19 protein-coding genes and 1 riboswitch are annotated in these 22642 nt (G+C 42.3%); of the genes, 7 read left to right on the top strand and 12 right to left on the bottom strand.

Going from position 1 to position 22642, the window contains the following annotated elements; all coding sequences use genetic code 11:
* Positions 1-3 precede the first annotated feature (3 nt).
* Complete coding sequence (locus AC57BQ_RS06745) at positions 4-735, bottom strand: LytR/AlgR family response regulator transcription factor (protein WP_496405544.1); 732 nt, start codon at positions 733-735, stop codon at positions 4-6.
* 213 nt (positions 736-948) lie between these two features.
* On the opposite strand from AC57BQ_RS06745, the gene AC57BQ_RS06740 reads away from it, so the two are divergent.
* A complete protein-coding gene (locus AC57BQ_RS06740) occupies positions 949-1593 on the top strand; it encodes an FISUMP domain-containing protein (protein ID WP_496405543.1) in 645 nt (214 codons plus the stop codon).
* Between the two features lie 14 nt (positions 1594-1607).
* Here the strand turns inward: AC57BQ_RS06740 and AC57BQ_RS06735 are convergent, their stop codons facing one another.
* The 7 genes from AC57BQ_RS06735 to AC57BQ_RS06705 form a co-directional block, all read right to left on the bottom strand.
* Positions 1608-2594, bottom strand: coding sequence for an AraC family transcriptional regulator (locus AC57BQ_RS06735; protein WP_496405542.1), 987 nt, complete (start codon positions 2592-2594; stop codon positions 1608-1610).
* A 75-nt stretch (positions 2595-2669) separates the two neighbouring features.
* Positions 2670-3614 carry an SGBP N-terminal domain-containing protein gene (locus tag AC57BQ_RS06730; protein ID WP_496405541.1) on the bottom strand — a complete coding sequence of 315 codons (945 nt, stop codon included), beginning with the start codon at positions 3612-3614 and terminating at the stop codon, positions 2670-2672.
* A 77-nt stretch (positions 3615-3691) separates the two neighbouring features.
* A complete protein-coding gene (locus AC57BQ_RS06725; RefSeq protein WP_496405540.1) occupies positions 3692-4321 on the bottom strand; it encodes a hypothetical protein in 630 nt (209 codons plus the stop codon).
* Positions 4322-4412: 91 nt separating this feature from the next.
* Positions 4413-5357: an SGBP N-terminal domain-containing protein gene (locus AC57BQ_RS06720; RefSeq protein WP_496405539.1), complete on the bottom strand. Its 945-nt coding sequence runs from the start codon at positions 5355-5357 to the stop codon at positions 4413-4415.
* Between the two features lie 13 nt (positions 5358-5370).
* Positions 5371-6084 (bottom strand): HmuY family protein, encoded by a 714-nt coding sequence (locus AC57BQ_RS06715; protein ID WP_496405538.1) that lies wholly within the window; start codon positions 6082-6084, stop codon positions 5371-5373.
* Between the two features lie 50 nt (positions 6085-6134).
* Positions 6135-6806 carry an HmuY family protein gene (locus AC57BQ_RS06710; RefSeq protein ID WP_496405537.1) on the bottom strand — a complete coding sequence of 224 codons (672 nt, stop codon included), beginning with the start codon at positions 6804-6806 and terminating at the stop codon, positions 6135-6137.
* Positions 6807-6818: 12 nt separating this feature from the next.
* The gene (locus tag AC57BQ_RS06705; protein ID WP_496405536.1) at positions 6819-9167 is read right to left on the bottom strand and encodes a TonB-dependent receptor; all 2349 of its coding nucleotides are present in this window, start codon (positions 9165-9167) and stop codon (positions 6819-6821) included.
* 327 nt (positions 9168-9494) lie between these two features.
* On the opposite strand from AC57BQ_RS06705, the gene AC57BQ_RS06700 reads away from it, so the two are divergent.
* The 5 genes from AC57BQ_RS06700 to AC57BQ_RS06680 are packed head-to-tail and all read left to right on the top strand — an operon-like array spanning position 9495 to position 13801.
* Positions 9495-10046, top strand: coding sequence for an HmuY family protein (locus AC57BQ_RS06700; RefSeq protein WP_496405535.1), 552 nt, complete (start codon positions 9495-9497; stop codon positions 10044-10046).
* A 17-nt stretch (positions 10047-10063) separates the two neighbouring features.
* Positions 10064-10897, top strand: coding sequence for a heme/hemin ABC transporter substrate-binding protein (locus AC57BQ_RS06695; protein ID WP_496405534.1), 834 nt, complete (start codon positions 10064-10066; stop codon positions 10895-10897).
* A gap of 19 nt (positions 10898-10916) precedes the next feature.
* On the top strand, positions 10917-11960 hold the full coding sequence (locus AC57BQ_RS06690) for a FecCD family ABC transporter permease (RefSeq protein WP_496405533.1): 1044 nt from the start codon (positions 10917-10919) through the stop codon (positions 11958-11960).
* A 2-nt stretch (positions 11961-11962) separates the two neighbouring features.
* Positions 11963-12772, top strand: a complete 810-nt coding sequence (locus AC57BQ_RS06685) for a heme ABC transporter ATP-binding protein (protein WP_496405532.1) — start codon at positions 11963-11965, stop codon at positions 12770-12772.
* A 3-nt stretch (positions 12773-12775) separates the two neighbouring features.
* A complete protein-coding gene (locus tag AC57BQ_RS06680) occupies positions 12776-13801 on the top strand; it encodes a hemin-degrading factor (protein WP_496405531.1) in 1026 nt (341 codons plus the stop codon).
* Between the two features lie 73 nt (positions 13802-13874).
* Here the strand turns inward: AC57BQ_RS06680 and AC57BQ_RS06675 are convergent, their stop codons facing one another.
* The 3 genes from AC57BQ_RS06675 to AC57BQ_RS06665 all read right to left on the bottom strand — a co-directional run bounded on the left by AC57BQ_RS06675 (position 13875) and on the right by AC57BQ_RS06665 (position 18254).
* Complete coding sequence (locus tag AC57BQ_RS06675) at positions 13875-15353, bottom strand: amino acid permease (RefSeq protein ID WP_496405530.1); 1479 nt, start codon at positions 15351-15353, stop codon at positions 13875-13877.
* 182 nt (positions 15354-15535) lie between these two features.
* Positions 15536-17224, bottom strand: coding sequence for a sodium:solute symporter family transporter (locus AC57BQ_RS06670; RefSeq protein WP_496405529.1), 1689 nt, complete (start codon positions 17222-17224; stop codon positions 15536-15538).
* 148 nt (positions 17225-17372) lie between these two features.
* The gene (locus AC57BQ_RS06665; RefSeq protein ID WP_090470530.1) at positions 17373-18254 is read right to left on the bottom strand and encodes an inositol oxygenase family protein; all 882 of its coding nucleotides are present in this window, start codon (positions 18252-18254) and stop codon (positions 17373-17375) included.
* Between the two features lie 272 nt (positions 18255-18526).
* Here AC57BQ_RS06665 and AC57BQ_RS06660 point away from each other — a divergent pair, with 272 nt between their 5' ends.
* The gene (locus AC57BQ_RS06660; RefSeq protein WP_496405528.1) at positions 18527-19561 is read left to right on the top strand and encodes a LacI family DNA-binding transcriptional regulator; all 1035 of its coding nucleotides are present in this window, start codon (positions 18527-18529) and stop codon (positions 19559-19561) included.
* Positions 19562-19577: 16 nt separating this feature from the next.
* Here AC57BQ_RS06660 and AC57BQ_RS06655 read toward each other — a convergent pair whose 3' ends face one another.
* The gene (locus tag AC57BQ_RS06655; RefSeq protein WP_496405527.1) at positions 19578-21866 is read right to left on the bottom strand and encodes a GH92 family glycosyl hydrolase; all 2289 of its coding nucleotides are present in this window, start codon (positions 21864-21866) and stop codon (positions 19578-19580) included.
* Positions 21867-22524: 658 nt separating this feature from the next.
* A riboswitch (SAM riboswitch) is annotated at positions 22525-22634 on the top strand.
* The last annotated feature ends 8 nt before the right edge of the window (positions 22635-22642 follow it).

Raw genomic sequence — 22642 nt, 5'->3', positions numbered from 1 at the left:
AGGTTAAAACCATTTGTCAATAAACTTTCTAAAAGGTTCGCGATATTGTTCGCTAACCGGTATGAGTATTTTTCCAAACCTGATGGTACTTTTGGTAACACTATCGATCTTATCCAGCGACACGATAAATGAACGATGTACTCTCATAAATGCCCCGGTCTTTAATTTTTCTTCCAGATTTTTCATGGTAGTCAATGATTTTATATAACCATCGGTGTTGGTTACATAAACTTTCACATAATCCTTAAATCCTTCGATGTAGAGTATGTTCTTTAGATAAACCTTCACCAATTCATATTCAACCCTTAAAAAAATAAAGTCGTGCTCCGTATAATCTGCTAAGATCTGCAGTTGCCTGTTGTTCTCTATATCTGCTTTAGCCTTATAAACCGCCTTCATAAAAGCATCATGCTCAACTGGTTTAAGCAGGTAATCAAGGGCGTTAACTTTATAAGCATCTACAGCAAAATGCTTAAATCCGGTAGTAAAAATAATACGCGGCGCATCGGCACCCATGCGCTCATTAATGATGCGGGCCAATTCAATACCATTGAGCCCGGGCATATGAATATCCAGAAAAACAAGCTGGGGGTTTTGGCTTTCTATAGCCAACAACGCTTCGGCAGGATCGGTATAAAACGATAACAGGTTTAAAAAAGGGGTATTGTCAGCAAGAACGCGAAGAGAGAAAAGCACCATCTCATCGTCATCAACAATTATGCAATCAATCGACATAGGTTCTGAATATAACTTGATCAAGGCAAAATTCAGACCATATAAAAGCTATTTCCGACAACCTATGTATGAAGCTATACAACATACAGGAATAATCAAAAATCGTGTATATTATTCCCCATTTCGGCAAAAAATAATGCGAACCTGATAAGTGCATTTTGTTTATATTTATATCCGCATATAGCTAAACCTCCTATCCAATTCAAACAAACCATGAAAAAGCTTCTTTATTTTTCATTAATAGTAGCTGTTACGCTTAACGCCTGCTCTAAAAAAAATAATGATCCTAAGCCCCAATCAATTTCAATTTCTGGAAACTCTTATAGTACAGTTGTTATTGGTAACCTGACCTGGACATCAGTAAATTATAATGGCCCGGGTGGGACAAACTATGATGATAGTGTAAAAAACAATCCAGCTTTTGGTAAGCTTTATACAATGAAAGAGGCAAAAGCGATTACATTGCCCACCGGCTGGCGACTCCCAACTTATGCTGATTATTTAAATTTAGTGGTTGCTCTTGGCGCCAAGCAAGTCGGCCCCGCAAAACAAGACATGAATGCATATGAAATTCCAGCTAATACGGTCAGTTCACTCATGTCAAAAACCGGGTGGGCAGATACAAACGGTATAAACTCCTCTGGTTTCACCGCAATACCTGCTGGTTTTTATTTTAGTGACCACTATTCAGGCACTGGATATCAAGCTACATTTATGATTCCAACCGATGATCTTGGGCCTATTGTTTTTGGCATTATAAGTAATGGCGGACCATTGGCTGGTATAACAGATATTAATACTTTTTATGGTATAGGAGCTGATTATCGATGTTCAATACGTTTTGTAAGAAATAATTAAACTAACCTTACCATTTAAGCCTTAATCTCGCTTGGCAGTATCCCAAAATACTTTTTGAACGCTTCTGACAGGTGCGACTGGTGTTTAAAACCAACCTCATAAGTTACCTCCCTGATGGTCATTTTTTGATCAACAAGCAGGTGCCGGGCACGTTCCATCTTTAATCGGGTAACGTATCCATAAATGGTAGTGCCGAAATAGGCTTTAAAACCACGTTTCAGTTTAAACTCATTCAGCGATACCATTCGTGACAAAACCGGCAGTACAGGCGGGTTGGCAAAATCCTGATCTAAAATATCCCGGGCTTGCTCTATTTTTTCCTGCTCCAGATTGGTATATTTTCGTACCTCATCGTGCTGATCATTCTGGAGTTGCTCCATCTGGAGCATCAGCAGTTCCAATATTTTCGACTCGGTATGCAGGCGTTTCAACTCACCTGTTCTTTTACATTCCACAATATCGTTGATGGTTTGCTTCATTTCATGCGATACCAGCAGATCCTGCGCCGATATAGAAGTGTATTTTCCATTCTTGATTTCCTGCACAAAATCGGCATGCAGCGAGGAGTCCTGATTAATGAGATGAAAATAATATTCTTTTGACAGCACCACCAGGAAGTAGTTGTAAACCACATCTGGCAGCAACTCATATTTACCTGATAGTGACGGTATATAACGAATATTATGCCTTGCTCCACCCCGCATTTTTTTTGTACGCTGTTTATCATCCATGGCCTGCTTATGCTCATAAAATATAAACTGCGAGGTTACGGTTTCGCCTTCTATCTCAAACAGGATACTGGCTGGTTCATTGAATTGCATATGCACGTTCATCAGGAACAAACCTCCCGAACTGATCATATGATTTGAAAACTGATTTACCGGCGGCCGTTTAATGGTCATGCTTTTTTCGGCCAGCGGCGTTTGCACGTTGTAGCTATCGGGCAGTTCTTCTATAAACAGCCAGTCTTCAAAACCTTCGATCTTTGATTTGATATGCATTTGGTGATTTAATTTTATAGCCCGCTCCCCAAAAGGCGCAGGCTATGTTTTCATAGATATATGTAGGTGTTGTGTTTATTCTATAACCTGAACGCTATCAAAATTTATCGGATACTCTGTACCGTCTTTAAACTTCAACGAAACAAAACTAATGTCACCTAACGGAAAACTTGCCGGTATGTCTATTTTCAACTCCGTATTGGTAATCGAGGTAACATTAACATTGATGGCTGCTGGCTGAAAAAAGATAGCCTGGCTGCTGATCTGCGACGTATAATATCTCAAAGAACCATTAACCGGTTGAAGAACAAGCTCCGCCCCTCTTTTTACAGTGGTAGTATTTGCCGGAATATTCAAAATAAGAAAAGGTGGATCTAAATGTATGGGCCCCTTTACTAAAACCTGATCTCCTGTTTTTAATTTAATACGATAGCTGCCTGTATCTATACTTGCAGGAATAGTGAAGAATAAGGTAGACGCGGTAAATTGTGTAAATGATGAGCTGTGGATCTGTATTTCCTTATTATTTTGGCTGACCAGGTATAGCTTGGACACGTTGGTATCCGGATTCATAAATTCACCGGTCAGGTACACATCCGCGCCAGGACGATAGGGCAAATCGGAGATGGTGAATGTTGGAGATGGTGCACTCAGGTACGTTTTGAGTGTATAGGTTTTAACAGTACCATCCTGTGCTTTTACCTTAAAAACTGTACCTGTTTTGAAAGCTACTTTTGTTCCGGAAGCGGGCTCAACGGTTGCGCGGTCAGACGCTGTGATCTGTGGGTTGATAAAATCAGGTACGGTTTGAAAAGGGGGATAATAAACAATGATATTATCATTTTCAATGCTAGCCTTCAAGTCGGCGCCATTGGCGTCCTTGATCACAAAACGCTCAATATCATTATAAGGATATTTTACATAATCCTTTTTACATGATGAAAATGCCAGCGCGGTTATCAGGATGATGACTAAAGCGCCAATAATATGCCTCCCGGAACGGGACTTAAAGTAGATCATTATTCAAATGTTAAATTATTAGTAGAGGTACCGGTTAATATCAGCAAGCCGGTTGCCGGCTTGCTGATAAAGGTTAATTAAAGATTGTTGATAACACCTGTTTTAATAGTGTATACCCCCCTGTTGCTGATAGCAGAACCCTGGCCAACAGCGCCGGTGATCTGTATAGCATAGCTGTTACCAGATGCCGGAGTAACCAGGATGTATATACCGTTAATTGGCGTTACACCTGCAGGAACAACATAATTGTACCAACCGTTTGGCGTAGCAGTTGTTGATGTATTACGACCAACACTGGTTACAGCTGCAACCGATGTAAAATCACTTGTTTTTAAGGTAGCCAATGTTTTGCTGGTGTTATACAAATACTTCAATGTATAAGTAGCAGGTACCTGTATTACAGAGTTGTTTGTACCTGTGAAGAGCACGTTAGCACCAACAGTATTGCTTAGCGTATCTTGTGCGCCTGTAGCCAGGTTTACATATACGGTTCCATAAACAGCGGGCCCCGAAGCCGGGTTACCATATCTGCCGGTAATGGTGTAAGTATTACTAACCGGCACAGCATTAACCGATAGGTTTGAATTAGCTGTAGCGTCGGAACCTGCGGGAGTAGCACCCTTATCCTTTGAGCAAGAAACTGCCAATACCGCGATGGCAACTACTGCCAAACCTGATTTTAATCCGTTTAAGAAATTGATTTTCATGATAATGTAATTAGATAATGTAATTAAAGTGTGAATTGATTAATTGTATATATGTTAAATGCCTCCGTACGCAAGACAGTATAACCTTGATTTATTTGGCATGCACTACCAGCATCCCGATTCTGTTTACCGTGTCCCAACCTTCAAATTCAAAACTGAAAGCTGCTTTGTAGAAATAATCGCCTACCGGGAAATCATCCGGAATTTTAAGCTTCATGGTCTGAAGGGTATAACTTTGAATAGGCAGATCATAAGTAGTGTTATTCACCGTTACCTTAACCGATTTTAGATTGATAAAAACAGATTGATCGGCTAAAAACGTAATGCTTTCACCCTGTTTTACTTCCTGATAGGTCATCACCACGCCTGGTTGTATATATTTTATATGCAATGGCTTTTTTAAGGTCGCGGTATTTCCCAGGAAATCCACCTTCACACTATAGGAACCAGTGTCTGCATCAGCAGGGATCTGCGCACCCAGGCTGTATGAGTTACCAGAAGGTGTAATGCTGGGAGTAAGCAGTGTAATTGCCTTCCCTGTTTTACTATGGGTTATAGTTACTTTAACCCCTCCACTGTTTGAACTATGAAAATCGCCCAGGATGGACGGCAGATACATGGCCGGACTGGTTTCTGTATATTCCTCATCGGCCCAGTTAATGGTTAACGATGGTGGGTTTTGTTGTACTACCTTAACAGTATAAGTAGTACTGGTTCCATCTGCCCCTTTTACTGTGTATTTTACGCTTACAGTACTGATCAGAAAAGGTTCGACCTTTTCTGTTATACTGGCTCCGTCAGAAACAGAGATCTCCGGATCAATCACCGTAAGGTTATAAAAATAGGGTATGTATATGGTGATAGATTTATCTAACTGATCAATAGCTCCGTAGATAACCGTATCAGGCAGGTTAACTACCTTATAAGTAGTAATACTGCTTTTGGGTAAGGCGGGCAGTTCTACTGTTTTTTTGCATGACGCAAAAGCTGCCGTTAATAAAATGAACGCAAGGAAATGTATAAATTTAAGTTTCATCTATCCGGACTTATTATTTGATTTCGAATTTTTTGCTGCCTTTCGGTACAATTACATACTCAAAAGTGAAATACATGTGGGGGGTATCAATAAACCATTTATCAGCTGTAAATACATCTTTATAACAGCTTATCATTTTGATTTTGGCATAGTTCCCTTTTGCGGTTCTAACTATCAGGGTTCGTGTTGCAGGTAAAGCATAAACTACGTGCTGTTTTGAGGCGCTGCCATCACCCATTTTGGTACCATCAAAATCGTACAAGGCCCAGCCGGTTCCCTGACCAAAATTTCCGGCTTCATCAAGTCCGAATGATTTGGTAGTTGTGAATTGATCATCACTTGGCACGTCGGTTACCTGTTCAAATGGCTGTTTTAAAATAAGTATCCCGCCTTCGGTTTTGTGGTCTGTTGCACCATTGCTACCTATAAAAATGTTATAGGTGCCCGTAAATACCATATCCCATGAGGCAGTTTTTGCAAAATCGGCGGTTATCTGGGTTTTATTTTCCAGGCTGTAATATAAAGGTGGCAGTGCAGCAGCCGGATTCGTGTCATCAGCCGGGGCATAAAGGTTTTCAACCCTGGTTAGTTTATAGAATGACACTGATCCGGGGGCAACGGGTGTTGGGTCGGGAGTGGTTGGTGTGGGGTCGTTATTTTTTGAACAGGCAGTAAATAAAACGCTGGTAATGGTAAGCAGGCAAAGCCACTTTCTTAAATTATTCATTGGTGATAACATGTTATTGATATATTATTTGTTGGTGTGTATCGAAGTCATTAATCTTTGGTCGACAGGTTGCGGCTTCCATCCTGCTGTACATAATACCTGAAGGTGAAATAGGGTGCAGGCCAGTTCAAATCCGTTACTACAGCAGGGGCTCCTTTGTACATACTCACCATTTCGAGCTTGGCATATTTGCCATCGGCGGTGCGTAAAACATAAGTGCGGTTTTTGACCGGTATAGCCAGGTGGGTTTTCAAATCGTAGAAATACCAGCCGCTTGCATCGCCGCTGCCACTATCCCAACCAGCCGCGGTGATAGACGATTTTGTAAATACATCATCCGCAGGAGCTTCGGTAACCTGATCATAGGCTTTGTTTACTACTACCATACTACCTTTGCCTGTTCCGCCAAAGCCGTAACTGGCATCGTTTGTACCATTGTTGATGGATACATAAGAGTTGTACTCTTTAGCAAAAGCGATATCCCATAGCGAAGTTTTCTTTTGGCTGCTATCTACCTTGGCATTAGTGCTAAAGCTGAAATAAAAAGTTTTGAAACCGGTGCTGATGGTTTTGCCAACATCGCCGGGCAGATCATTTACTACGGTGCTTTTACCATCCTGTAGCTGTGGCTTTACTTGTTCTTTGGTACATGAACTGATCAGTAAAGCTGAAGCAACTGCAATAAGGAGCGTTTTTAAGTAATTGTATTTTATCATTTTCATAGATCTTAATCGTTAAAAAAAGCGGTAATTCAATCCAGCCAGTATCATTCTGCCGGGCTGACCGGGCATCAGCATATCACGATAGTTGAGTATATTATCAGCCGTAAGTTGTACGGCCATGTGTTTATTAAGCAATGTTTTTTGAACCGAGGCATTGAGCAGGAAAAAGCCCGCGACATAAGTATCGTAAGGATCAAGAAACCCGTTCGACCGGTTTGATTCCTGAAAACCGTACTTACCACGGTAGTTTACCCGGAAAGTTCCTGTAATACCCTTTGGTTCATATTCATAACTGAACCGAATGTTGGCCATATGACGTGAGCGGTTGGTTAACCCGAAATAATCAGAGACTTTGGAGCGGCGGTCGACTCCCAGATTGGGATCGTATACTTTGGCGTAATTGCCCGTGCCTGCTTTTATGGAATCGATAACGCCCCTGTCTTTAGCATAAAGTAGTTGGTATCCGCCTGCGATAGTCAGGCCTTTGGCGGCTATCCAGCTAAAACCAACATCAAGGCCCGAGAGAAATGCTTTATCAATGTTAAAATAGGAGAATACCTGCTGCCCTCCCTTTTTAGAAGCCACCTGATCGGTATTGATGAAATTATGAACGTTATTATAGAAGCCGTTCACGTCAATTTTAAAGGAAGCGATGGGTGTTAAGGTAAAACCCGCGCTGTATGATATTGAGCGTTCCGGTTTTAAAGTACTTACTTTTGATGCGTTTGGAAAAACAGCAGAGATCTCGCCGGCATCCTGCAGTTTTTTTAGCTCTGCCGCAAATTGTTCGGTCCCCAATACGGTATAACCGCCACCTGCAAAATTGGTAAACACTAAATATAACTGCCTGAAGTCTGGTGTTTTAAATCCTGTAGCTATAGCGGCTTTCAAAACCAGCATTTTTACAGGCTGATAATTGATACCAAAGCTTGGTGTAAGACTGCTGCCATAACGGCTATGATGCTCTACCCGGAAACCACCGATCATGCCGATTTTGTTACTCAGCTTCCAATCGCCCTGGCTGTAAAAGAATGAATTTTGCTGATGTTTGCCGCCCTGGTAAGCATCATTATCCATAGTTTCATACTGGGTACCTATACCGCTGGTTACCACTAAGGAATTGAACCATGTTTTGGAGGCTTGCACCTCGCCGCGATGCAGGTATTGTACAAAATTGTTGCCCGGTATTACTTCATTAGAAGTAAGATCGGTAATGTTTTGACCAGTGGAGTAACGTGTAAGATAGTATTGCGATTTAATACGTAAACCGCTGCTTAAGTTGGTGTTCAGTACCGCCGATCCGTTCAAATCATCCTCATCCAGGATATCCTTTGTTGGGCTGCCTGTGTATGATTTATCATTTACCGAATGGCGCGATGCAAACCGGCCGGTAAAATTGAGGGTGTTAACCGTACTCAGCATATACTTTGCACGCCCTTGTAAGGTATAGCTGGTATATGGAGGTACGGTTTTGCCCTCTGATAGATAAGGATTTGCATTAAAGCCATCAGTTCGGTAATAATTTCCAGCGATATATCCCGAGCCTTTACCATTGGCAAAAGGACTTTCGCCTTCCAGGTTTGCATCAACGGTATTAAAGGTTCCATATCGCACCCCGGCCATGCCCTGACTTTGCGATACGTGCTGACGTGTTACAATATTAACTACGCCAGCCATCGCATCGCTACCAAATAAACATGAAGAAGCTCCTTTGATGATCTCGATCCTTTCAATATTGGCCACGGTAATGCGCGACAGGTCGAAATTACCCGAGTTACGGCCCGTCATCGGTTGGCCATCTATCAGTATCATCGTATAACCGCTGTCGAAACCCTGCATCTGCAAACCAATGGCTCTTGCTCCCGAGCCGATATCATTCACGATGGCCAGACCGGTTTGTTCTTTCAGCACTTCGTCCAAACGCCGGCTGCCCATTTGTTCAATTTGTTTACGGGTGATCACCATAGATGGCATTGGTGTACGCTGAAGGTCGATCAGGTTATCAGGATTATACTTTTTTGTATTGATGTTTACTTCGTTCAATATGTTAACATCGGCTTCTATCCTGATGGGTAAAATCAAATGCTCATTTGCTTTCAGTGTGGTCTTAACCGCTGTAGACCGGTAACCGATAGCGTTTACCCGGATGTGATAAGTACCGGCAGCAATGTTATTGATTATGTATTGTCCCTTTTCGGTAGTGGCACCACCCTGCCCTGTTTGTATAATGGTAACCGCCGCTCCTGCAACTGCATTGCCTTTATCATCAGTAACCGTACCCTGTATTTGGGCAGCTAATGATTGGGCTTGAATATGATTAACGTACAGGAGCATGATGAGTAGTGGTAAAAAGTATTTCATTCAAAGTTTTCTTATTTTTAACCAGTCTAAATAAGAACAAGACAAAAGTGCTTAGTTTATTTGATACTTTATTACCGGAATTCGGATTATTTTTTACGACTTTGGGACTATTATTTCGGTAATTATCTTATTCGACAGCCATATTGTTGATTAAAATAAATAGCTAAACCCCATGTAATTTCAGTTCAAATACTTGGTGGTAAAATACTTAGCTAAAAAATATTATACTATAGTCCCGAATATTAACCCCAAAACATCAAGAGCCCGATTCCGTAAACAAGAATCATCTTATTTGGAATAATTATAAATAAGAGGTTCATTTGTGCTATGGAAAACAACAAGCCTCGCAGGAATATTTTTGTCCTGACCTTAACTATACTATCCTATAGCAGTCACTTATTGGCGCAAACCGGCACCGGGGCGTATAAAATGGTGAATGACCTGGACGCGGTTAAGCAGAAAACCTATTTCAGCTTTGACAAAGGGCAACGGGTTGAAAACGCCGATACAACGGGTAAAGGCTGGGATCTTGTTTTTGCCCGGACTGTAATATTGGTAAACAGCGGTACAAGCGGCCAGGGAAATACAACCGCCCAGCTTTTAAAGGATACCTCTTTTGATAAAATTCAAAAAGCACCGGTAAGCGGATACCTGGAGGATAGTCAGAAAACAAAGGCTATACCCTGGGGTAGCAACAATGGCTGGTATACTTATGATATGAGCAATCACAGTATTACACCTATACCTGGCCGCATCATTATAGTGCATACTAGCGCTGGTAAATATGTTAAGGTAGAGATACTGAACTATTACAAAAACGGTGATGGCGATTCGGGCTATTACACTTTTAAATACGCTTTTATTGAGCCGCAGAATTAATTGTAAAGCATAAATACATGAAAAGATATTTTTATCTCCTGCTTTTAATAGCCGGGCTCACCTTTCATTCAAAGGCGCAGGCACAGCCTAAACGTATTGTGACCCTCAATGGCGCTTTAACCGAAACGGTAGACGCGCTTGGTCTGGGTAAAAGTATTGTTGCTGTTGATGTGACCAGCACCTACCCTGCTTATGTCACTACTTTACCAAAGGTTAGTAAAAACCGCTCGGTATCAGCCGAAGGCTTGATATCCTTTAACCCGGATATTGTACTGGCTCCCGATGGTTCCGTATCAAAAGAAATTGAGTCACAGTTGAGTGCTGCAGGCATTAAATTGGTACGTATAAAACAAGTTTTCACTATCGATGGCACTTATCAGTTTATTAAGGATGTTGCTGCGGCAATAAATGCTACAGCCAAGGGCGATATATTGATCAAACAAACCAAAGATAAAGTGGCTAAAGCCCTGGCATTGGTAAAGCAGCAACCTAAAAACACCAAAGTATTGTTCATTTATGCCCGCGGCCCCGGCGTAATGATGGTGGCCGGCAAAAACACGCATATCGACGCGATCATTAGCCTTGCAAGTGGTAAAAATGCCGTAAATTCTTTTAATGATTTTAAGCCCTACACTACCGAAGCGCTTGTGGAAGCTAATCCCGATGTCATTCTGATGTTTGACTTTGGGTTTAGCAGCCTGGGCGGAATGGACAGCATCCTGAAAATTCCGGGTATGGCGCAAACCAACGCTGGTAAAAACAAACGTATTGTACAAATGGATGCCGATCTGCTGATTAACTTCAGCACAAGGCTTGATCAGGCCATTTTACAATTGCACAGCAAAATTTAGTGTTAAATTATTTAAATACATGCCCAAAGGACTAGTATATATTATCTTATCCGTCAGCATATTAGTTGCCGGCATTGTTTCTGTTGGGTTAGGTGCGGTACACATACCTGCTAGTGAAGTATTCTTGCTGATCATGCACAAACTGGGCATTTATCCTATGCCGCTAGTTAATGAACAGCACAACGTTATTATTTTTATTGTCAGGCTTCCCCGTTTGCTATTGGCCATTCTGGTTGGCGCTGCGCTCGGCATTTCCGGAGCAGCTGTACAAGGCATTTTCCGGAACCCATTGGCCGAGCCCGGACTGATCGGTATATCAGCAGGCGCTACGCTGATGGCTGTTGCCATTATTGGCCTGGAGGCTACTTTGTTAACCGGTTTGAGTAACATTTTCGGTTATTATCTTTTGGCATTTGGCGCCTTTGTTGGCGCAGGTATCACCGCGTTACTTATTTACCAGATATCAAGACATAATGGCAAACCCAATGTGGCTACCATGTTACTGGCTGGCATAGCCATCAATGCCCTTGCGGGTGCGCTTACAGGCTTGATCACCTATTTAGCCAGCGAGCAGCAATTACGTAATATTACCTTTTGGATGCTGGGCAGCTTAGGCGGCGCCACCTGGCAAACTGTAGCAACGCTTGCACCATTCGTATTGATCCCCGTTATTCTGTTGCCGGCATCGGGTAAAGCGCTTAATGCCTTTGCCCTGGGCGAAATGCAGGCTGGTCACCTGGGGCTCGATGTAAACCGAACCAAACGAAGAGTGATCCTGCTGTCAACCATGGCTGTTGGCGCGGCGGTTTCACTCACTGGTATCATCAACTTCATGGGTCTATTAGTACCGCATATTATACGCCTGGTAATGGGTGTTGATAATAAACATGTTATACCAGCCTCGGCTTTACTTGGGGCACTAACACTGATCGTTGCTGATATGATATCGAGAACATTGATTGCTCCAATTGAGTTACCCATTGGCGTGATCACAGCCCTGATTGGCGCCCCTGTATTTCTGTATATACTCATCAGGGATAAACGAAAATTAAGCCTCAATTAAGTATGCTGACTGTTAATAATATAACCTACCTGGTTGGACAGGCCAAACTACTGAAGGACATCTCTTTCAGCATAAAACCGGGCGAAATGGTAGCTATATTGGGTGCAAACGGTGCCGGTAAATCAACTTTATTAAAAATACTATCAGGTACCAATCAGCCCGAAAGCGGTTCTGTATCCCTCCATGGGCGAGCATTGAAGGACTATACGTCTGCCGAGCTTGCTCATCAACGGACGGTATTGACACAGCAAAATGTAGTAAGTCTGCCTTTTTTGGTAAAGGAAATAGTAATGATGGGGCGCTATCCGCATTATCAAAACAATCCCTCAGCAAAAGATATACATATCGTACAAACTACTATGGAGGCTACAGGAGTGCAAACATTTGCCGAACGGCAATACCCCACACTATCAGGCGGTGAACAGCAACGGGTTCAGCTGGCTCGTTCACTAGCCCAGGTATGGGAGCAACCGAATGCCATGCTGTTGATGGATGAGCCCGTAGCCGGTATGGATATATTGTACCAGCAGCAAACACTGGCTATTTTAAGATCAATGGCGCAAAAAAAATTCATCGTGGTAAGCATCCTGCATGATATGAACCTGGCTGCTCAATATGCCGATCGCATCATCATGATGAAACGTGGCCGTAAATGGTACGATGGTACACCGGCCGAGGTATTGAACCCCAAATCGGTTTATGAAATATTTGAAATTGAGGCGGATGTGTTTACTAATCCATCAACCTTAAAACAGATCATTATACCTCACGAAATAATATTTGAACAAAGTAAAACACCTTTAACACACTAACATATGGAAACAACAACAGGCACACTGAAAACAAGATATGAAGAATATAAACTGGCCAATCCCAAAAAACGGATCAGGGATATTGCCGCTGATCTGCAGGTAAGCGAGGCGGAGCTGCTGGCCACGGGCCTTGGTGAAACCGTAACCCTGCTAAAAAAAGATTTTGAGAACATCCTGAAGCAAGTAAACAGCCTGGGTTATGTGATGGCCCTTACCCGCAATGAGTATTGCGTAAGCGAGCGCAAAGGTGTTTACCAAAACATCTCCTTTACCACACACGCGGGTTTGGTGTTGGGCGAGGATATCGATCTCCGTTTGTTTTTACAGCAATGGCATTTCGGATTCGCGGTAAAGGAAAATGGCCGCGAAAGTTTGCAATTTTTTGATCAGCAAGGTGTTGCCATTCACAAAATATACCTTACGGATAACAGCAACAAAGCGGCTTATGACCAATTAGTATTACAATTTCAGGACCTGGAAAATCAGGAGATCCCCGTAAATCCGCAACAAAGCTCACCCATTGCTGAATTACCGGATACTACGATAGAAATAGCCGCTTTTCAGGATGCCTGGAAAGCCATGAAAGATAGCCATGAGTTTTTTGGCTTGTTAAGAAAGTTTAAATTGAGCCGTACACAGGCATTGCACCTGGCTCCTGCGGGGTATGCTAAAAAAGTTGATCTGCAGGCATTCAAAACCATTGCCGAAACATGTTCAGCCCAGCAAATACCCGTGATGATATTTGTAGGTAACAAAGGTTGCATCCAGATCCATAGCGGTAACATCACCAAACTGGTACCGATGGGGCCATGGTTTAATGTACTCGATCCGGAATTTAACCTGCACCTGCGCGAAGACATGGTAGCCGAGGTATGGCATGTAATTAAACCATCAACAGACGGTGATGTAAACTCTATTGAACTGTACGATACCGATGGCGAAATGATACTGCAAATGTTCGGTAAACGCAAACCGGGTATTCCCGAATTAACAGAATGGCGCGAGTTGGTGAACCACACCTCCAAATAATATAACATACCTATGGAAAGCAAAATGGCCTGTAAAATTTACAGGCCATTTTTATTGAACAAGATCCGCGCTTTTAAAAATGTGGGTTTATTGGATCCTTCGGAATATTCACGATACCATTACGGATGAGTGAATGCTTTTTACTGTAGAAGAAATAAATCAGCAAACCAATCAGCATCCAAACAGCTAAACGGATCCAGGTATCAAGGGGTAATGATACCATCATCAAAACACAAATAACAATACCGGCTATGGGCACAAAAGGTACCCACGGGGTCCTGAAAGGACGTGGAGAATCAGGGTCTGATTTTCGCATCACCATTACTCCGATACAAACCAATACAAATGCAAATAATGTACCTATCGACACCATTTCACCAACCACCCTTACAGGTACAAAAGCGGCAAATAAACTCACAAATACCGCGAATAACAGATTTGATTTATACGGGGTCTGGAATTTCTTGTGAACCGCTGCGAATGTTTTAGGTATTAATCCATCCTTTGCCATGGTATAAAATATACGTGATTGCCCCATAAGCATCACCAATATTACCGAGGTATAGCCCGCTAATATAGCCACTATGATAGATTCCTGTAACCAGGCATAAGGGGTTTTGGCTATAGCTACCGCGACAGGCGCGGCACTCTCTTTAAATTCTTTATAATTGGCAACTCCAGTCATTACATGTGAAAATAATACGTATAATATGGTACATACTATCAGGGAGCCTATGATGCCTATCGGCATGCCGCGTTTAGGATCTTTTGCTTCCTGAGCTGCCGTTGAAACCGCATCAAAGCCAATAAAGGCAAAGAACACCACACCAGCACCCCGTAATACGCCCGACCAGCCAAATTCACCAAATTTACCTGTGTTTTCCGGAATATAAGGGGTATGATTGGCCGGATTAATAAAGCCCCAGCCAACAGCTATAAAAACTAATACGACAGCAACTTTAAGCACAACCAATAAGTTATTTACAAAAGCCGATTCCCTGGTGCCGCGAATCAATAATAAGGATAAGCATACAATGATAAATACAGCCGGCAGATTCATGATACCATGAACCACCGAGCCATCAGCAAGCGTAATGTTTTCCCATGGCGACTTGGTAAACTGGGGTGGTATTTCCCAATTGAAATAATGTAAAAATTTGGTTAAATATTGCGACCAGCTAATGGATACCGTTGCTGCACCTAATGCATACTCCAATACCAGGTCCCACCCAATTATCCAGGCTGTAAATTCACCCATTGTTGCATAGGAATAGGTATAAGCCGAGCCGGCAATAGGGATCATACTGGCAAATTCAGCATAACATAAGCCTGCAAACGCGCAACCGATAGCACCTATTACAAATGATATGGTAACAGCCGGACCTGCATTATTGGCAGCAGCCAGACCGGTAAGTGAAAATAGCCCTGCTCCTATTATCGCACCTATCCCCATGGTAACCAAATTAAAACTGCTTAAAGTGCGTTTTAACGTACCGCCGCCAGTTTCAGAGGCTTCTTTTAGTAATAAATCTAACGGTTTTTTAAATCTCATAAGGCTTAAATAAAGTTGTTTTGAATTATTATTTTTTTGTCGATAAACGTACTTACAATTTATTAAAAACCCAAATAGAGCAATATAATAATATGATAATAAGCTACTTCAAATAAATTCGGGCCTTATTTAAACAAAAAAGGCCGTCTCAGAGATACGGCCTTTTTATATTATCCTGATTATTACCAGAACCTTACGTAAATAGCTGATAACAGTATCAGTATCACAGCTATCAGTATAACCGATGATGGTTTTAATTTAAACATCGATCTTTCTATAACGATAGCTTTGGCATTGATAACCTGTCCTCTTAAGCTAACTGCTATCATGACAATAAAGGTAATCAGGAACGACCAGCTCAGGGAGATAAAGAATGGGATCTCATATTGCCCGGTCGCGTTATGAAATGCTGAATACAATATGGTTTCGGGCCCAAGCAATTGAACGGCAAACTGGTTAAAGAATACGGAAGAAGCAAAACCTACTAATATGCCAATAACAGCAGCTTCGGCGGTAGTTCTTTTCCAAAACATACCCAGCAGGAAAGTAGCCAATACACCCGGGCTTACAAAACTCGAGTATTTCTGCACAAAGGTATATCCGCCCGCGCTACCGATGCCTAAAACATCATTCCAGGTAAACATTACGGCTATTAACAAACTCATTAAAATAGCCATTCTGCCAGTCCAAACCATACGGCGTTCGCTGGCGTCTTTCTTCATGTATTTTTTATAGATATCCAGCGTAAAAATGGTGGCGATACTGTTCACCTTACCAGCCAGCGAAGCTACGATGGCAGCTGTTAAAACCGCTAATGACAAGCCTTTTAAACCAGATGGCAAAAAGGATAGCATAGCCGAATAAGCACCATCCTTCCCTCCGGCTAATTGCGGCAGGTGACCATTTTTATATAAAACATAAGCCACTATACCGGGTAACATTACAATTACCGGCATCAGTATTTTTAGTAAGCTGGCAAATAAAATACCTGTACGGGCCGTTGTGATATTAGCACCCAAAGCCCTTTGAGTAATGTATTGATTACAACCCCAATAGTTTAAATTGCTGATCCATTGTCCCGAAACATACATGGCAAAACCCGGTAAAATCAAGTATTTGGTTATGGTTTCGGTTGAAGCGCCTGCCGTTGGTTTTTTAAATATCAGGTGAAAGTGATCTGGCGCGTTTTTCAATAGCAAATTAAAGCCGGTAAGCACATTGGTGCCAAAGCCAAACTTCTCGCTCACGATGGTTAACGACAGGTAAGTAATAGCCAAACCGCCAATAATAAGCACACCCACTTGTATAACATCGGTATAACCCACCACCTGCATACCACCCAGGGCAATAATAACACCGAATATGGCCAAGCCGATCATAATTTGATGGAAATACTCACCGCCCAACAATCCGTTAATGGCTAAAGCGCCCAGATATAAAATAGCCGTAAGGTTAATGAATACGTACAAAAGCAGCCAGAATATCGACATCACCAGCGCTACCCCACCGTTATACCTATCCTGCAGGAACTGAGGCATGGTGAATATCTTATTCTTAATATATATAGGCATAAAAAACACGGCCACAATGATCAAGGCGGCGGCGCCTACCCATTCATAAACAGCTACAGCAATACCGGCAAAAAAACCGTCACCGCTCATACCGATAAACTGCTCTGCCGAAATATTGGAGGCTATAATAGAGGCACCGATAGCCCACCAGGTGAGTGATCCTTCGGCCAGGAAAAAGCTGTGTGAGCTATTATTGGTTTCTTTTTTACGGCGATTATAAATGTAGTATCCGTAACTGGCAACTATGATAAAATAGAAGAAAAAGACCAACAGATCGGCCGTAGAAATGTGTTTCAGCATGAGTATTTTTTTGCAATAGGATATTTAGGCCGGTAATTTCAAGGCCGGTTCAATTTTTCAAATCTATGAAATAAAATGAATTGACATAACCGCCGGTGATATAATGTCACCAGCGGTTATGTTAATGGGGTATTTGTAGAAAACCCGTTTAGAATTTCAATGTTGCCGGTAAATATTTAGCAACCAGATCTTCATAGTACGGGCGCAGTTTTTTCCAATCCGGTGGCACAGGGCTCTTGGAATAAAGGTCATATGGGTTAAACAGATCAACCGATTTAAATAACTGGTGATCATGCGGGGTCATTAAATGACTGTAAGCATTTTCCCTGTGCTGTGGATAAAATGAGTGGTAACGAAGCATGTACAATGCCTGCTCAGGCAGATAAGGCTTCATAATATGGTAAATATACTCATCGTGTCCCCAGGTCATGTGTACGTTCTCTAAACCACAATTTGGCTCATAAACGCCATATTTGGTATTATATCGAGGGTCGTGATGATCGGGGTTTTGATCAAAATATTGAGCGTATACGATTTTGTCAGAAAAAGCGCATCCCACCGGGTAGCTATCGCCTACTACGGCCCATTGAGGCTCGCCAAAAAGGCACAATACCTTACCCAGGTCATGGAATAAGCCGGTCAGCACCATCCAATCCGGGCGGCCATCTGCACGGATAGCTTCCGATGTTTGTAGTAAGTGTTGTAACTGATCCAGGTCGGTATCAGGGTCGGAGTCATCAACGAGTTGGTTTAAAAAATCAAAGGCTTCCCAAACCGTCATCTCCTGTTTATCAAACGACAGATATTGTTGCTTTTTTTGCAGCACAAAATCATACGTTTGGTTGATGTGCTGTAAGCGATAAAATTCCCTTACACTATCTTTTGTAGTGGCTTCGTAGTCACGATATGCTTGCGTATCCCTGCCAGCGGCTATGGAATCAGCATCCGGATAACGAACTAATAAATCATCTTCCCATTCTTCTATGGAATTTAGAGGGCCTTGTTCCGGCGTTCCGATTATCTTGCTCATGATGTTATAATTTAAAAGGAAATATAATTGGTAAACAATCCTTTATAGCTGGTTTTTATAGCTGTGTTATACAAATTTGTCCATTTTTAGAATCAGATTTATCAAAAACTCCGTATTTATTTGCTTAAACGTTTACTTAAACTGTACAGATGACAGCTATATTATCCTCACTTATTTTAAACGCTATTTTTATTACCTTGCTAAACTTTTTTATAGTTTAGCGATAAAAAATCACTTAACAGGAAGTTAAAATCCCGAAAACCAATACCCCGATGGCCGAAGCAAAAAGTAACAAAGTAAACATGAAAACACTTGCCAAGGTGTTAAATGTATCTATTGCAACTATATCAAAGGCACTCCGGGACAGTCATGACATTGGTGAGGAAACCAAGCAAAGGGTTATAGAAACCGCTAAACTGCTGCACTATGTACCTAATCCTTACGCCAGCAGTCTCCGGAAACGATCAAGCAATACTATTGCTATTATCATACCCGAAATTGCCGACAGCTTTTTTAGCCAGGCTATCAATGGCATCGAAAGCATCGTTGGCCAGGAAAAATACCATGCTTTGATATATTTAACTCACGACAGTTACGAGCGTGAAGCACAAATGTTCAGCGATCTGAGCAGCGGTCGAGTAGATGGTGTGCTGATGTCTGTAGCCAGTAATACCAAGGATATCCGCCATATACAGGAGCTACAACAGGCCGGTGTGCCCATCGTTTTTTTCGACCGGGTCTGTGAAGATATACCTACCGCCAAGATCAAAACAGACGATTTTAACAGCGCCTATATGGCTACCAAACACCTGCTTGAACGGGGCTGTAAAAATATTTCACTGGTTACCATCGAGGGCTACCCTTCCATTTTGCAGGCCCGTGAAGGTGGTTACAAAAAGGCACTGGCCGAATATCAGGTGAAATCCAAAGAAGAAAACATATTCAGTTGCTCCAATAAGTACAACCAGGAAAACATAGCCGTTTTAAAAGAGTATATTACCATCGTTAAACCCGACGGCATCATCGCTACGGTTGAACATTTGGCCACAACCACTTACCTGGCCTGCGAGGAACTGAAACTAAACATTCCCAACGATATCAAAGTAGTTTGTTTTACCAACCAGATCACCGCGGCTATATTGAACCCTTCGCTCACTACGGTTTTGCAACCTGCATATGACATGGGCCGCAAAGCCGCCGAACTTTTATTTGGCCACCTTGCGGGGAAGCCCATTCAACTGGAAAAAGAGAACATCACACTGCCATCCAAACTTGTAGTCAGGGACTCCACACGGGCCACTGACTAATCAGATTTTCGATATCTTATAATTTCTGTGGTTTATCGGTCATAATGAAGGCCAGTGTCCCGCCTTCGCTGATTTCTTTGTGCGAGATAGTGAAGTTTTTGATCGGCGTACCATTAAAACTTACTGCCTTCACATATTTATTCTTAGCCGAAAGACCAGTTGCCTTAATGATCAGCTTTTTGCTATGCTGCAGGTTCAAAACTATGTACGGGAATTGCGGTGCACCGATACTGTAAACGCCCGATGCTGGAGCTACCGGGTAAAAGCCCATCACATTAAAAATGTACCATGCCGAAGTTTGTCCGCAATCATCATTTCCGTTAATGCCGATGGCCGCGTTCCGGAAGTTTTGTGTCGAAGTATGCTCGCGCACCAGTTCCTGAGTTCTCCAGGGCATACCGCAATAATTAAACAGGTACAGGTAATGGTGTCCAGGTTCGTTATCCGCACGATAGTGGCCTCCGCTAAAGTTCTGGCTCAGCTTATCGGCAAAGGCCTTTTCACCACCCATTAATTTAATCATCCCCGGTATATCATGCATGGCGCCGAAGGTATAGGTCCACTTGGTTCCCTCGGTAAAGCCCGAATCCGGCTTGGCCGAAAAATGTCCGTCGGAATTGCGCGGGGCCATAAAACCGGTTGTTTTATTGTACACGTTCTCATAATTTTTGCTCCAGGCCGTCAGCTGTTTATAATCGTCATCCTTACCCAAACCTTTGGCCACCTGGGCTACGCAATAATCGTCGATAGAGTACTCAATAGTACGCGAAACAGATTCCCGGGTCTTATCCACAGGTATATATCCTAATTTATGATAGTTGGTCAGGCCGCCGCGGGCTTCAAAACTTGTCCATAGGTCGCGGTCGCCCCAGCGTTTGTGGGTATCGCCATCCGGGGCATCGTATGAATCCTTATGCAGCGCCTCGTAAGCCAGTTTGGTATCAAAGCCTCGGAAACCTTTTACAAAAGCATCGGCCACAACGGCATCGCCATGGGTACCTATCATAATGTTGGTATAGGTTGGATTTGGCCACATCGGCATCCATCCACCCTCCTGGTACATTTGCAGCAGCGACTGTACCATACCATCAATCCGTTGCGGCTGGGTAAGGGTTAGCAACGGATGCAGCGCCCTGAAGGTATCCCACAGTGAATAATCATTGTACGATTCGCCTTTGTGCACCTTATCGTCAAAAGCGCTGTAATATTTGCCGTACTCCGAAAACTGCCTCGGGAACAGCATGGTATGGAATAAGGCGGTGTAGAAGATCGTCCGCTGATCCCGGCTCACACCGCTTAATTGTATCACTTTTAAGGCCTGTTGCCATTGGTCGCGTGTGTTTTTTACAACCCGGTCAAAATCCCAGTCAGGGATCTCTTTTTTAAGGTTTTCCCGAGCCTGCTCTAGGCTGATAAATGAAGAAGCTACCACAACCCTTACCTCGTCATTAGCCTTGGTGCGGAATGATATAAACGCCCCCATACGGGTACCATATTGCTCGTGACTACCTTTGTTGATCACCTGCTTATCCCAGGTACCGTATTTTTTGATCTGCTTATTAAATTTGATCACAAAATACCCCTTAAAATTCTTTAACTCTGGACCTAACTGGGCCGACTGCCTGTCGGGGTTGTAACCTGTTATTTCGTTGTTTACGGTGTCTACATGCACATAACCCTTCAGTTTTTTCATCCGCACAGTATAGTCATTGGCCCAATCTTTTAGCTCAGGGTTCAGGTTGATGCCCTGGATAATGATATGCGCCTGATCGGCCTTTGGAAAAGTAAACCGGAACATACCGCAGGTATTAGCGCCCGCTATTTCGGCTTTGATCTTTTCTGTACCGGTAGTTTTCAATTTTACTGAATAGTAATACGGCTTGGACACTTCATCTTTGTGGCTGAAGGAAAGCACGCGTTCTTTTGGTAAAACACGCAATTTACCAACCTGCGGCATTACCGAAACATAGCCATAATCGCCCATCCAAACGGTAGGCTGGTGACTGGCCGTGAACCCGATAACCTTGCTATCCTCATAGTGGTAAACCATATAGCTCATTTTGTTTTCGCGGCTTTGGGCTACAAAATTGGTCATGGCAAAGGGTACATTTACGCAGGGCATGGTGCCGCCGCCACCATTGCCTTCCTCAAAACTCTTGGCAAAACCTTTTAGAGAAGTGCCTATCAACGGATCAACATAATCAACCTCCTCCAGTTGCTTTTTGGGGATTGTGGTTTGGGCGAAGTTATCCGCGTAAACAAAAGTTAGTAAGCCCAACAGGCAGATGCTCCGTTTTAATTGCATAGTGAACAGAAGGTATAATTGGTGAATGATCTGATTACAGACCGAAAACAAATCTCTTATTTTTAAGGTCATATTTCTCAAAAATAGTTGAATTATTTACTTAATCGTTTTCACCAATTTTTGTTTGATTCACCATCCATTTTCATAAGAGTCCTCTGCCGAAAAACTTTTTAAACCTTAAATTTTAACACTTTTTTAGTCAAAAACAGCATAAAAACACTTGTTTTTTACCCGTTTTAACTAAACTTTAACGCCATTTTAACACTTTTTAACAAATTTTTGATGGGTTTTGAAAGGTTTAAAAAGTATTAAATAATTGATTGTCAAATAACTACACTAAAAATGGTCTATTTTGGTTTGATTTTGTCCTTAACCAAACGGCCCGGTTCCCTAAAAAAGAGAACCGGGCCGTTGCCTGATATACAAATATACTGATTTTTTTGGAGGGATGAAAGCCTCACCCCAGCCCTCTCCAAAGGAGAGGGAGCTAAATAACATGTTGAGTAAAGTCCTCTCCTTTGGAGAGGATTTAGGTGAGGCATCCTTTTGCCACCCGATTGTAAGGAATAAGCGAAAATCATTAAATAAATACAAAGTCTATGGGATTAATAGAATTATTTATATGTTTGCAGCCGAAATCGTTCTTTATTTCATTTTTTAATTATCCAGAAAGACTGAGGGAAGGGCCCTGTGATGTCTTAGCAACCTGTACAGATTGTTATAAAGGTGCTAATTCCTATCTGCAACCATTTGCAGAAAAGATAATGATATGTCCA

It is taken from the genome of Mucilaginibacter sp. BGA-UO-ETr-C110, from assembly GCF_059567985.1.
This window is presented reverse-complemented; position numbering and strand designations above follow the sequence as displayed.

What these genes read in the sequence shown, in the direction of transcription:
- AC57BQ_RS06745 (WP_496405544.1), bottom strand. Translation starts at nt 735, where the DNA reads ATGTCGATTGATTGCATAATTGTTGATGACGATGAGATGGTGCTTTTC.
- AC57BQ_RS06740 (WP_496405543.1), top strand. Translation starts at nt 949, where the DNA reads ATGAAAAAGCTTCTTTATTTTTCATTAATAGTAGCTGTTACGCTTAAC.
- AC57BQ_RS06735 (WP_496405542.1), bottom strand. Translation starts at nt 2,594, where the DNA reads ATGCATATCAAATCAAAGATCGAAGGTTTTGAAGACTGGCTGTTTATA.
- AC57BQ_RS06730 (WP_496405541.1), bottom strand. Translation starts at nt 3,614, where the DNA reads ATGATCTACTTTAAGTCCCGTTCCGGGAGGCATATTATTGGCGCTTTA.
- AC57BQ_RS06725 (WP_496405540.1), bottom strand. Translation starts at nt 4,321, where the DNA reads ATGAAAATCAATTTCTTAAACGGATTAAAATCAGGTTTGGCAGTAGTT.
- AC57BQ_RS06720 (WP_496405539.1), bottom strand. Translation starts at nt 5,357, where the DNA reads ATGAAACTTAAATTTATACATTTCCTTGCGTTCATTTTATTAACGGCA.
- AC57BQ_RS06715 (WP_496405538.1), bottom strand. Translation starts at nt 6,084, where the DNA reads ATGAATAATTTAAGAAAGTGGCTTTGCCTGCTTACCATTACCAGCGTT.
- AC57BQ_RS06710 (WP_496405537.1), bottom strand. Translation starts at nt 6,806, where the DNA reads ATGAAAATGATAAAATACAATTACTTAAAAACGCTCCTTATTGCAGTT.
- AC57BQ_RS06705 (WP_496405536.1), bottom strand. Translation starts at nt 9,167, where the DNA reads ATGAAATACTTTTTACCACTACTCATCATGCTCCTGTACGTTAATCAT.
- AC57BQ_RS06700 (WP_496405535.1), top strand. Translation starts at nt 9,495, where the DNA reads ATGGAAAACAACAAGCCTCGCAGGAATATTTTTGTCCTGACCTTAACT.
- AC57BQ_RS06695 (WP_496405534.1), top strand. Translation starts at nt 10,064, where the DNA reads ATGAAAAGATATTTTTATCTCCTGCTTTTAATAGCCGGGCTCACCTTT.
- AC57BQ_RS06690 (WP_496405533.1), top strand. Translation starts at nt 10,917, where the DNA reads ATGCCCAAAGGACTAGTATATATTATCTTATCCGTCAGCATATTAGTT.
- AC57BQ_RS06685 (WP_496405532.1), top strand. Translation starts at nt 11,963, where the DNA reads ATGCTGACTGTTAATAATATAACCTACCTGGTTGGACAGGCCAAACTA.
- AC57BQ_RS06680 (WP_496405531.1), top strand. Translation starts at nt 12,776, where the DNA reads ATGGAAACAACAACAGGCACACTGAAAACAAGATATGAAGAATATAAA.
- AC57BQ_RS06675 (WP_496405530.1), bottom strand. Translation starts at nt 15,353, where the DNA reads ATGAGATTTAAAAAACCGTTAGATTTATTACTAAAAGAAGCCTCTGAA.
- AC57BQ_RS06670 (WP_496405529.1), bottom strand. Translation starts at nt 17,224, where the DNA reads ATGCTGAAACACATTTCTACGGCCGATCTGTTGGTCTTTTTCTTCTAT.
- AC57BQ_RS06665 (WP_090470530.1), bottom strand. Translation starts at nt 18,254, where the DNA reads ATGAGCAAGATAATCGGAACGCCGGAACAAGGCCCTCTAAATTCCATA.
- AC57BQ_RS06660 (WP_496405528.1), top strand. Translation starts at nt 18,527, where the DNA reads ATGGCCGAAGCAAAAAGTAACAAAGTAAACATGAAAACACTTGCCAAG.
- AC57BQ_RS06655 (WP_496405527.1), bottom strand. Translation starts at nt 21,866, where the DNA reads ATGCAATTAAAACGGAGCATCTGCCTGTTGGGCTTACTAACTTTTGTT.